Origin of the sequence: Vibrio spartinae, assembly GCF_024347135.1 — a bacterium.
In the GTDB taxonomy this organism is placed as follows: domain Bacteria; phylum Pseudomonadota; class Gammaproteobacteria; order Enterobacterales; family Vibrionaceae; genus Vibrio; species Vibrio spartinae.
The window spans coordinates 1,613,859-1,626,138 of record NZ_AP024907.1 but is presented as its reverse complement, the minus strand read 5'-3'; the positions used below and the strand labels follow the sequence as shown (position 1 = coordinate 1,626,138).

At 43.4% G+C, this 12,280-nt stretch carries 7 protein-coding genes; 1 reads left to right on the top strand and 6 read right to left on the bottom strand.

What is annotated here, in order from left to right:
* Nucleotide 1 precedes the first annotated feature (1 nt).
* Both OCU60_RS07200 and fes read right to left on the bottom strand, forming a co-directional pair.
* On the bottom strand, nucleotides 2-196 hold the full coding sequence (locus OCU60_RS07200; protein WP_021020197.1) for an MbtH family protein: 195 nt from the start codon (nucleotides 194-196) through the stop codon (nucleotides 2-4).
* A gap of 29 nt (nucleotides 197-225) precedes the next feature.
* Nucleotides 226-1,548: an enterochelin esterase gene (fes, locus tag OCU60_RS07195; protein ID WP_095533322.1), complete on the bottom strand. Its 1,323-nt coding sequence runs from the start codon at nucleotides 1,546-1,548 to the stop codon at nucleotides 226-228.
* Between the two features lie 182 nt (nucleotides 1,549-1,730).
* Here fes and OCU60_RS07190 point away from each other — a divergent pair, with 182 nt between their 5' ends.
* Entirely contained in the window at nucleotides 1,731-3,806 is a 2,076-nt protein-coding gene (locus tag OCU60_RS07190) for a TonB-dependent receptor (protein ID WP_074373918.1), read from the top strand.
* 269 nt (nucleotides 3,807-4,075) lie between these two features.
* On the opposite strand, the gene OCU60_RS07185 is transcribed toward OCU60_RS07190, so the two are convergent.
* The 4 genes from OCU60_RS07185 to zorA are packed head-to-tail and all read right to left on the bottom strand — an operon-like array spanning nucleotide 4,076 to nucleotide 11,839.
* On the bottom strand, nucleotides 4,076-7,540 hold the full coding sequence (locus OCU60_RS07185) for an SNF2-related protein (protein ID WP_074373917.1): 3,465 nt from the start codon (nucleotides 7,538-7,540) through the stop codon (nucleotides 4,076-4,078).
* Nucleotides 7,531-8,994, bottom strand: coding sequence for an EH signature domain-containing protein (locus tag OCU60_RS07180; protein ID WP_074373916.1), 1,464 nt, complete (start codon nucleotides 8,992-8,994; stop codon nucleotides 7,531-7,533). The genes OCU60_RS07185 and OCU60_RS07180 overlap by 10 nt, the downstream gene beginning before the upstream one ends.
* Nucleotides 8,991-9,725: an OmpA/MotB family protein gene (locus OCU60_RS07175; RefSeq protein ID WP_074373915.1), complete on the bottom strand. Its 735-nt coding sequence runs from the start codon at nucleotides 9,723-9,725 to the stop codon at nucleotides 8,991-8,993. The genes OCU60_RS07180 and OCU60_RS07175 overlap by 4 nt, the downstream gene beginning before the upstream one ends.
* Nucleotides 9,722-11,839, bottom strand: coding sequence for an anti-phage ZorAB system protein ZorA (gene zorA, locus OCU60_RS07170; protein ID WP_074373914.1), 2,118 nt, complete (start codon nucleotides 11,837-11,839; stop codon nucleotides 9,722-9,724). The genes OCU60_RS07175 and zorA overlap by 4 nt, the downstream gene beginning before the upstream one ends.
* Nucleotides 11,840-12,280: the final 441 nt, after the last annotated feature.

Below are 12,280 nucleotides of genomic sequence, written 5' to 3'. Positions count from 1 at the left end.
TTTACACTCGGATGTCTTGCCAGTTTGCTTCAATGTGCTCGATACAATCCTGTTTACCGGATGGGCCAAAAGTCTGTTTCCAACCGGAAGGCGTCTGTTTAAACTCAGGCCACAGGCTGTATTGACCGTGGTGATTGATCAGGACAATGAACTGATTTTCAGGATCATCAAAAGGGTTTACATATTGTTCTGCCATAGCTGACTCCGTTAGGTTCTGATAAAAATTTATAATGAAAAAATGTAAGACAGGCCGTCGATGATGCCACCACGCCAACAGAGGCGCTCGTGGCCGCCCTCAAAGACCCGGTATTGAATATTGTGTTGTTGCGCCGCGAGTTGGTGGTACATGTCCTGACTGAGGTCAATCATGATGTCTTCGCCACTGCCGACTTCCATGAAGATGTTTAAACAGGCGCGACGCCCTAATCCGTTATGCACCTGCCGACTCATATCACTCAACAGATGGGGTGATTCGGGTGCGACATAATCACCGGGCGGTTTCACAATCGAGAAGTCCGGCCACCAGAATGAACCGGACTGACAGACCACCGACCCAAAGCGCTCAGGCCAGTTGAGCGCGGCGAACATCGCGGCTAACCCACCCAGACTCTGACCAACCACGACCGTTCGCTGCGGATCGGCACTCAGCGTGAAATAGCCAGACACCAAAGGGAACAGCTCTTGAATAATCGCCAGCCAAAACGTTGCGTTACAGCTCAGATCCTCACTCCGCTGACGCCCATCGATTTCATCAATCAGTACATAGACGGCTTCTGGCAAAATGCCGTCTTGGGTGGCACATGACAATGCATCGTAGACAGGCAGCGACTCTGACCAAAACCGGCCATCCAGAATGAATACCACCGGCAAGACTTGCTCTGCGGAAGCAGTGGAATAGAGCCAGACCCGGCGGCTCCCGTTTAATATCTCACTGTGCCAATCGATGGCGAAAGTCGCCTTCTCGATACTTTGTCCGCAACGCCGATCGAACGGTTGCCACTGCGGTTGTGGGGGTGCATCCGGCATATGCAGCGGCGTTTTGTCATAACCCCAGCCACAGTGACTCAGCCCATTTGAATTGAGTTGATCATGGCAGCTCAGCGGAAAGATACGCCGGAGCCATTGGCGGTGCTGCTCTCTTTTTTCGTCGTCGTGCCCCACATAATCTGGCTGTACATCGGCTGAGGTTACGGGAATAAACGCGTATCCGCCGCGCCAAGTGCGCGGAATTGATGCGACATACAACCACACATCCGTACCGGTTATCCGGGTCAGCTTCGCCATATTGAAGCGGTGATGATCGGTGACCCCGTTGATATCAATGTACACGGCTTGGATATCTGCGGATCCCGCATCGGATGGCGACGCACGCCAGAGAAAGATGACATCAACCAACTGATCAGCAACGGCAGCGACTATCGGCGTCCCTTCCGCGCAAATATTCTGCCACCATGTTTCATCCCCGATATTGCAATTTTTCCTGATGAGACAACGACAAACGTCAGCCATGTTTTGTTTATCTTGTCCTTGGATGTTTTCAAAAACCATAATTATTCCGATTGATAAACCACGTACTCATTCACAGAAAAAGTGATCAAGTGGCATAAATTTACTTTGATTATCATTGTAAACAATAATAATTATCATTAACATAATCATTCGCGAAAACTTTTACATAAAATTTGTTACAACATCAAACATTTTTAAAATTTTAAAGGATTTCTTAGACCATGAAGCTCATCGATTTAAACAGTGGTTATTCTCTTCGTCATCAGAAGAGGATCATTTCAGCAATGGGTAGTCTGATCTGCTTAGGCGTCAGCACAGGGGCTTATGCGGAAAAATCGCCGCAACAAAACAACGTTCAAAACCCGGAGACGATTGTGGTCCTTGGCGAAAAGTTGGGGGGAACGCTGGCCGAAAATACCAGTTCGGTGACCGTTTTTACCGCAGAGGCCGATAACGGAGAAGACCAGACTTATTACGATTTACTGGATCGCGTCCCGAATGTGCTGAATGCGCCATCAGGCATGCCGCATATCCGTGGGGTCGATGGTCGCGGTGGTGCCGGAGACGGATTTCTTTCATACATGACCGGTGCAACGCCCCGCGTCAATACCACGGTTGATGGTGTCTCTGAATCATGGACCGGCGAAGCATTCGGTAAAGCAGGTTTGTGGGACACCGAACAGGTTGAAGTTTACAAGGGCCCGCAATCAACCAACCAAGGACGTAACAGTATCGGTGGTGCGGTGGTGATCAAAACCAAAGATCCAACGTTTCACACCGAGAGCAAAGTTCGCGCCGGTTACGAAAACGAAGATAACAAATACCATTTAGCCGGTGTCGTTTCCGCACCAATCGTCGCTGATAAACTCGCCTTCCGTCTTGCGGCTGAAGGCACCAAAGGCAATACGCCGATTGACTATTCCTTACCGGATAATGACCAGTATCCTTGGGACCCTTCTGAAATCAAATCTCATAATATCCGGGGTAAATTACTGTTCAAACCGTGGGGAACCGACAAACTCACGGCGAAGCTAACGATCGCCAGCCGTAATGAAAAAGGTCAGTACACCAACTTGGTTTCTGAAGAAGGCAAGTTTGAATACACCGACTCAAACGGTACTCGTCGTCAAGAAACGAAGAGCTGGAACGTTAACTTAGACGTTGCTTACCTGATTGATGAAGAACTGAAAGTGGATGTCCTGCTTGCAAGACGTGACTACTCAACCCAGTTTATCGCTTACCCAAAAACGGATTGGTGGGGAGATATCGACGAGGAGAACTACACCGCAGAAGCCAAGCTGGCTTACAACTCTCTGGACGAAAAATACAGTGCGATTGTCGGGTTCAGCAGTTACTTCAAAGATCAGGATACACAGACGGACTCCCTGAAGCGTTTTGATAAAACGCAAACCCATTCAATTTACTTTGATTCCAAAATCAAGCTAACACCGAAATGGGGGCTGTTGCTTGGCGCTCGTTATGAGCGGGATGACCTTGATCGCGATTTTGATCATGAAAAGTATCCGATTGATTTTAAGGCCGATGATGATAACAACATTTTCCTGCCTAAAGTTGGCGTCACTTATGACGTTTCCGGCAACTCAACGCTGGGACTGACCGCGCGTAAAGGCTACAACGCCGGGGGAATTGGTTATAACGAGTACAAGCAAGAACTCTTTGTATTTAAACAAGAAGAAGTCTGGACTTACGAGCTGAGCTCACGCTCCACCTTCCTCGATAAAAAACTGGGGGTCACCGCCAATCTCTTCTACAACGACTACGATAACTACCATACGGTTGTTTATGGCGACAGCGGTAGCCGATTAGACAACTACGTTGCCAATATTCCGAAAGGCAAAACCTATGGGACTGAAGTCGAAACCACTTACTGGTTCGACTCTGGCTTAGACGTGTTTGCTTCTGTTGGTCTATTGAAAACAGAAGTCACTCAAGGGCCTAACGGCACAACAGAAGACCTCAACGGCAAAGAGTTCAGCTATGCGCCGGATCTGTCTGCAAGTCTCGGCTTCACGCAACACCTTGAGTCAGGCATCTTCTTCGGCGCCCGGGCGAACTACGTCTCGGAGTATTATACTGACTTAGCCAATACGAAAAGCACGTCGGCCGGTGACTACACCGTGGTCAACCTGAACGCCGGTTATGCCGCGGATAACTTCACGATTCGCGCTTACGTTAAAAACGTCACCGACGAAGACTATGTGTTACGACATAAGAACGATCTGCTTGAAATCGGCGCCCCACGGACATTTGGGGTCATTGCTGACTACCAATTCTAACCGTCTATAACGACACGTTTATAACAATACGTTTATAACCATCGTTTATAACGATACGTCTATAACAATACGTTTATAACCATCGTTTATAACGATACGTCTATAACGATACGTCTATAACGATACGTCTATAACGATACGTCTATAACGATACGTCTATAACAACAAACCTAGCGAGATGCGCTAGGTTTGCAGCTTATGCGGTCAATGAAACCCAACCCCCTTGGTTAAACTATGGTACCCAACAACATTTCGCTCCCAATTATGCGTTACAAAGATAATCGCTGTTTATCTAAACGGGTTAATACATCTTTGTAAGTCACTTCGGTTTTTGATAACAGTTCCAGTAACATCGCCCGACCGATCACTTCAACATCACAAGCCTTAGCGACTTCCATCACTTTTTTGCCGAGCGTCGAAGAATTAGTCATAAACACCAAGCGATCAAAGGTGGTTTTCAGCGCATTTTCATAAATCGGTTTGGCTGAGGTGATTTCCTGAACAGCTTTATATCCTTCGTAGCGACGCAGGGTAAATTTGGACTGAATCAGGATACTTGTGCCCTGTTTCCCGACAATAATACCATCAGCACCGTGATCGCTACCCTGCTTGGTTAAATAGCAGCTCTCAGACGACATCTGCTTCGCAAAAATTTCAACACAGAGCGCCTCAAACTGTTGCCAGCTCAGGTGGTCAACATTCTCTGCCGTAATTCGTGTTGATAGGGTATCGCCAAACACACCATTGCCCATTCCGGCGGGCTGAGGGATCACATCCTCTGGAGTGATAACCGCATCTTTCAACTGCGTTTTCTTAGTCAGCAAACGGTGCAGATTCACATCAAACGATTCGTATTCGGGGTGATACAGCAACGGCACATAAATATGAACATCTTCTTTCTGACCGATGCGATAGACCCGATCTGTTGCCTGCGCTTCCTTGGCCGGGTTCCAGTGACGTTCAAGATGAATCACATGATTGGCACCGACCACCGTTAAGCCCACCCCTGCGGCTACTGGTGACATCACGATAATGTTAAAGCCATCTTTGGCCTCAAAAGCTTCAATCATGGTTTTGCGGGTCGGACTCAGTCTATTTTTTGAAACCGCTTTGGCGTCACCGTTGATCACCGAGAGCGGCCCTAAGCCAAATAGCTGTCCTAACGAAACACTGAGAAAACTCTGCAGTCGTTTATTAACGGCGAAAATAATCACTTTTTGCTGCTTCGCTTTAATTTGTTCCAAAGTGGTAAGCAGCGACATCAGTTTGCCGGACTCCTGATATATCGCTAGGGTCTCTTTGAATGATTTACCGACATCTAACCGCCCGCCATCGGCTAATCTCGGATGCAGCGAACTGTCACGCAAACGGGCTAATGTCGTCAAGGCATGACTGTCTTCATTTTGTAGCTGACTAAGAATACTGCCTTCATACACATTACATTGATAACCCTGCATGACGGAATGCAGTGAATCGAGATAATTCCAGCCATCAAAATGCCCGCCTGCATGTAGATGCTTCTCAGGTAATCCTTCTAAATTATCTTCTTTGACACGGCGCAACATTAATGCACCGACTTTTTCTCTGAGGGCGCGGCCCAGCTGATGTCGGATCGCTTCCACTTCATCCCCCGCAGCCTTTAAAAGGGGTGAAATATAGGTAGCACGGAATTCTTGATAACTGCCCAAATATCCCGGGCAGGCGGTATCCATTAAACACCAGAAATCGGCAAGACTGTTTTCCACCGGCGTCCCGGTCGCCACCAGTTTAAAATCAGCTTTTAAACCTTTGGCCGCACGAGATTGCAGTGAATTCGGATTTTTAATGTTTTGCGCTTCATCAAATACCACCATTCCCCAGTCAATCAGACACAGCGAAAATTGGTAATCCCGCAACGTCTGATAGGTGGTAATCACCAAACGCTTAGGCAAATCGAGACGCTCATTGAGAAAGGCCTTACCGACTTTTAAGGAATATCTGAGCTCAAGCTCGTCGTCATTGCCAGATGACCCTCTTATTTCTGTGCCGCCTAGACGAAACGTGGATAAATCAGCATCCGATTGGAGAATCACCACATCGTTGAATGGTGATGTATGAAAGGTTTTATCCACTTCATCTTGCCAGTTTTCCAACAGGCTTAATGGTGCCACGATAAGAACTGGTTTTTGTGTGACATCCATCGATTCACAACGCTGGTAACTATGCTCGATAGCAGACAGCGCCATAAATGTTTTCCCCAACCCCATATCATCTGCCAATATGGCACCGCTAATGGTATCTTCTGATCGAGCTTTGTCTTCGAGCCCTAAGATCCAGCGCACCCCAATCTCCTGATGAAGGAAAGGCGTGCGTTTATGGTTGCTCCAGTCTAACTCGTGCTTATCCAGCACATGATCTAAATTTTTAACTACAACGGTTGATTCCTGACTTAAATCGTCATCGTTAAGATCAATGTCAACAACATAAATACCATCCTGCTCTGAAACTTGACCTTCGTTCTCAGTAACGTCCTTATCATCAACTTCATTAGCTATAGTTTCATGCCCAATATCTAGGTTATGTTTGATTTCATTGAGAACAGTATGAGCAACATCCTTATCGGGTATCTCATACGTATTACCCATAAAATCGATAACCGTAGCTCCAGTTTGAATCGCATCATCAATTTTCTGACTGAGTTGTTCCAAGGTTTCAGCATCAGATACAGTATCTTTTATTTTTGAAAACGGATAAATAACTTCGGCATTAGCTGCTTGAGCAAACCAATCAATACCAGATTGATCCGTTTCACCAAAATACGCATGCTTAAATACTGTCGCACCATGGACACGCAAAGAAAAGCCCAGATCCAAATCGACCAGACTGGCATCAATAAATGCAGTTGGTGTTTTTAAAAACTGTTTTACTTGATGTTTGGGAATCACCCGATTTGAGATGATCTGTTTAACGGCATCCAGTTTTTCTTCGTTGAATAAGACGATTTCGTCACCGATTCGCAGCGTGGTTGCAGAATCATGCGTCAGTTGACCAAGCACCCGTTGCATCTTGTTGTGGGACGCTTTTTGTCCAAGGTTCGGTGTAAGGATTAAATTCCCAGAGGCATCCACTTCCGCTTCCACTGCAATTTGATCTGGAGTAATAATTCTCAATTTATCAAAGTGTTGTAGATTAATCCGCCCCCCCTGTTCCTGCGCTTGCTGCAATGCATGAATCAATAACAGGTTGTCGTATTCTGATTTTGCGGAAGAGTGATGAGAGGCCAACGCCTGAAATGCTATCAGTTGTTGAGGGCTGAGCAAATATTTGGATTGCTCACTAAACTGAATATAAGGACCTGAAATCTGATAACTTTTGGTCATCTGCCCACGGAAATTGGAGACCGAAAACGAAACAGCAAAGTCCGGATGACTCGAACGGCCGGTCACATCCACCTCAATGCCGCCCGTCCATACCTCAGCGAGTTTTAACAACTCACGTTCTTCAGCACTCAACCTGACCGCCGTATCACTTGGCATCATAAAGCCATCCGGAAAAGCAGTTACCAGCCCCTGCTCTTCCAGCATTTTCAAACAGACATATTGTGCGGTAATGTATTCACCAGCATTACCGATGGTAATGGCATTCAGTACTTTTTTATCAGCGGAAAAATCGAGTCCATCGTCGCAAATTACATCAAAACATTCTGATTTATCTGTAGATGAGAAAAAACGGCTGATTAATGATCCTATTGCCATTCTCTTGTCCCAAATTGTTGTTTGAATTGTTTGTAATCTTTATCGCTCAATACATCTTTCGGCGTCACCTTAACTCCCAGTTCCCGTAATGTCGTTAATGCTTTACGCTGCCAAGAAAAATTGGTTGGTGAATGGGTTATTTTTGCTTTCGCCCTCATATCCTCGGATATTTGAAGCATCTGATGGTTAATACCAGACGTCAACTGACTGTACGTCGGCTGAGAAATGTCATAGTTGAACACACAGACTTCCGGATCGAGATGTTTGTACATCCAGAGATAACAGCTGTGGCTACCTTCAATAAGATGAGCTCCGGTTAACTGAACATAAATGATCGACTTATCACCGTTGGAAACTAAAGAGTAATTGGGTAAGTGGTTTTTATCGTAATTTCTCTTTAGAAAATAATCTGCTTGGCGACTCATATACAGTCTAGTATGAGTAATTAATCCGGCATCAAATAGCCCCTCAAGAAATTGTTTTCTCGCCGGATACATTCGGCGCAATTCACTGTCGTGGGATGTTTTAGCAAAATCATCTAAGGCTTCAAGGAACAGACGTAAATCGAGTTTTGATAACCATCCTCGGACGGTTTGAATCAATGTGGGATGAATATGACTCCACCATTTGATATATCGTTCATGGGACTTAGGTATCCGAGGATCGCCAGCTATCGCCATAATGACATTAAGCCAAGAATCATCGATAGCCGTTCCTTGTGCTCTGGAGATCAATATTTCGAGAATCTTATGCCCTAACAAACTTTCGCTGTCATACCTAGCTTGATAAACATTAGGCTTTTGAACTTCATGTAGGAGTTCATGACCTTGATTCAATGTGATTGTTTTCAAGCGCTCAACATAATATATACTTTGCGCCAATGTGATAAATTTTCCGCTTGAGTAACGATCTAATTTTAATTCACGAACCAATTGGTCAAAATCAATATTTTGTTGTATTGCCTGATTCGCTAACCACTGGGGACCATTTTCAGATAATATTTCGTTCCCGTGTTTTAATTCTATCCCTCGACCCTTCATTGACTTATGCAACCACGCACCTGTTGCGACAATATCCCCAAGTTCATCAAATTTCTTTAAAAAATGCTGAAAAAGTGACTCGATAAGTAAACTGGTCGGTTTTATAACTATTTGTGTAATCGCATCTAATAATCTTTGAGTAATCTTAATTTTGTTATCGGTATCCGATTCAAGAGAAAGGGCAAATGCTCGAACATGTGTTTTTGAACAGAGAGTTTCCTCCAACGGGCGTTTAAATCGAATCGCATCTTGAACTTCATCCAACGCTCGATTAAAACGCTGATTATTCGTTCCCGCTTTGTTAGCCCAAACACTGAGCTCATTACTCAGTTTTTTTAAATTTGAAATTTCCTTTTCAAAAAATGTCTCTGGCTCGAGCAAAGTAAAATTTAATCGCTTTAGGTTCATCATCATTGCGCAACTATCCTCTCCAAATCAGCAATAGTTGGACGTTTTACTGTAAAACGGATATCAATACGCCTATTCTGGCTTTTTTCAGAATCATTAATTTCTGTGGTATTTACCCTACGTGTTGCAGCGTAGCCACTAACCGAGAACAATTTTTGTCCATAAACATTATCTAAAACACCAAACTTTGGTTCGATTTCAATATCTTTCTGCCAAATGTTCCAAACGGAGATCGCTCTATCTACAGATAACCCCCAGTTACCTTTACCTCGATAATAGATATTGTCACTATCTGTATGACCTTCAACAAAGACCGTATCGAGATATTTCAATCGACCTTCCTTCATTATTGCTTGATGAAGTACCAATCCAATTTCTCGTACAGCATCCTGCATTTCACTATTTTTGGGTAATTCATCTTCACCAGATAAAAATGATAATGTCTTGTCTGGGATACGTATAACTGTGTCGTTTTCAGCTATCTCAACAAATACATTGCGGCGGGCAAGCTCTTCTTTAATATCAAACACAATATTACGACGTACTTGCTCAGCCTTTTTCAGTTCTTCAATTCCCGCATCGACTTGATTCGTCTTTTGGGTTAGTTCAATAATCAACGCAACGGATGCAAGAATAAAAATAACCAATAATCCAGACATCAAATCGGAGAAAGATACCCAATAAGGGTTTTCTTCATCGATGTGCCGCTTGTTGTGACTAGCTAATCCTTTTTTCATTGTGCGTAGCTCACCTTACCTTGAATTTCATCAACTACAGAGGAAAGAGCATTTACTGCTAAATTCATATTTGTTGCATAGTCATTTACTGACTGAGACCATACGGTAAGATGATTCGATGTTTGCGAATTAGCTCGTTCAGCGTAGTCCTCTAATAATGAAGTCATCCGAGAACTTAGCTCATTAACATGATTTTGAATATTTTCACTTAACTTTGTCAGACTACTTTGCTGTTGTTGCAAAAATTCACTTTGAGATTCTTTAAGTGCCGTAAATGTGCTGTCCGCATTAATGATTGTTCGATCTAATGTTTGAGCAATGGAATCAAACTTAGCTGCATCTTCCAGTAATTTAACTCTTAATTGTTCGATTCTGTCACTGGAAAGCTGATTTTGTTGTGCCAGATCTTTTGTGCTCTCAACAGCCTGCTGAACAGCACCTGAAAGATTATTACCAGCTTCTCTAATATGAGATCCAAACACCTGCATATTATCAGAAGCACTTCTTAGCTCTTTAGCCGATTGTTGCATGCTTTCCGTAGCTCGTGCTGAAGCTGAAACTGATGAATCGAGGCTAGCTTGTAATTGTTTTCCTTGAGAAAGGATATTTTCAGCGGCTTTCATATTCGCTTCACTGACATCTGAAACACGCGACAACAATGTTTCTGTCCCCTGCTTCATCGCATCTGTTTGTTGAACAAAAACTTCATTCCGGTCACGTTCCATCTGTTGCGACTTTAGATCCCTCTCATTAAAACTGCTCGTCAGAGAACCTATTTGTTCGTTAACAAAATTGCTGAGAACCTGACTTTGACTAGAAACATTATCAACAAGATCTTTAATCGTTGTTTCTATAGATGTGGCAAGTTTTTCTTCACGTTGTGCAGCAGCCTTTTCTCTATCATCAAACTGCTGACCAAGTGTTGTAACCTGTCTATCCACCAGCTCTGCAAGAGTACGCTTTTGTTCTGTTCCTTGTTCAACTAACTCTGATACTTGAACTGAAATTGAACTAATAAGATCTTTTTCTCGTTCAGACGATGCATCTTGCTGCGTCTGTAATCGATTTAAAAATGCCTCCATTGATGTACTCATCTTATCTAAAGATGCATTTACACCATTCGACGCACTATCCATAGCAAGACGCTGTTGCTCACCTTGTTGACCAAAACCATCCATAAATGCTTGCAGCGTAGCTTCGAGCGCTTTTTGGTTACCGTCTGAAGTTTCATTGACAAATTTGTTAATAGCCGGTGCCATAATTTTTTCGAGACTCGATTCCAAACCGTTCTGAATACCTTGTGTCGCCTGTATAAGAGAATCTTGTAATCGATCACCAATTTGTTCAGCCAACCCCTGAAGACTTTCTCGCGATTGATGGCTGTCATGAGCTATACGTTCAAGTTGAGACTCTGTACTCAATCTAGGAAATAGGTCATCGATAATTTGCTGTAAGTCACTTAAACGCCGACGAATTTTGTATTCAAACAATTTTTCTACAAAATTAAAAATAACGCTTAACGTTACACCCCATACAGACGTCACAAACGCAATTTTCGCACCGCTAATAACACCTGCGACTCCGTTTTTCATCTCATCGATACCAACATTACCACCAATATTGAGATCAGCCAGTCCCAATTGTAATCCCATAAAGGTACCAATGACCCCAACGGCAGTAAGAAAACCAGGAACAGCTGTCAGCATCCGACTCTCAGTGCTTCCTGCAGCAAGAGTACTGGAATTAAAAAAATAGGCAGCATCATAAGTGTTATAAAGCCTTACTATTCCATCTCGTCCTATGGCCTCGATTAACGTTTCATCGAATTCATTCCATAGGTGTCGAATTTGAGCATATTTAGGAGGAGATAGCTCATCAATTAAATCTTGACGAATATCCACTACATTATTGTTTTCAGTCTTTTTTAATAGTTTTTTTAATGAAGTAATACGACCTCTCGCTCGAAGATAAGCTCGTATTGAAATAAATCCAAAAATAACAGATAAAAAAATCAATAAAACAACAAAAACAGAGCTTAGTCCTTCAGATGTCGTCGGAGGAAACGTTAAACTGGAGAACGGGAAAAAGCTGGAAAAATTTAAACTTTCATTCATAGCACATACCGAAATTTATCATTCTCTTTTTAAATGACAGATCTATTCTTTTTATAATTATCTGCCAGCCTTAACACTCATGTATCTATTGTGATTTACCGCAGTAGAACACGAGTGTGATTACCATGCTTGTTCTTACAATAGCGTATCAGTTCAGATAATTCATGAAGTGAGAAAGCAAGCATGTGCATAACATACAGCTTACGAAACACCTCTCTAATGCATTGAGAAAATTATAATGAATAAGTCCGGAATTGACACCATTAGTTATAACATCGAGCATTAATTAAGTCGTTCGTTTGACTGTCTCTTTTAATCAGTGGGTTCGAGCCCGTAATCTCCATCAATACTGTTAGCTTTGTGATTGGAACCCGACAAGTTTTAGGGAAAGCATCGAATTTTAGTTTAAGCCTGTTACCTCTATGTTTTTTGGGGGTTAAA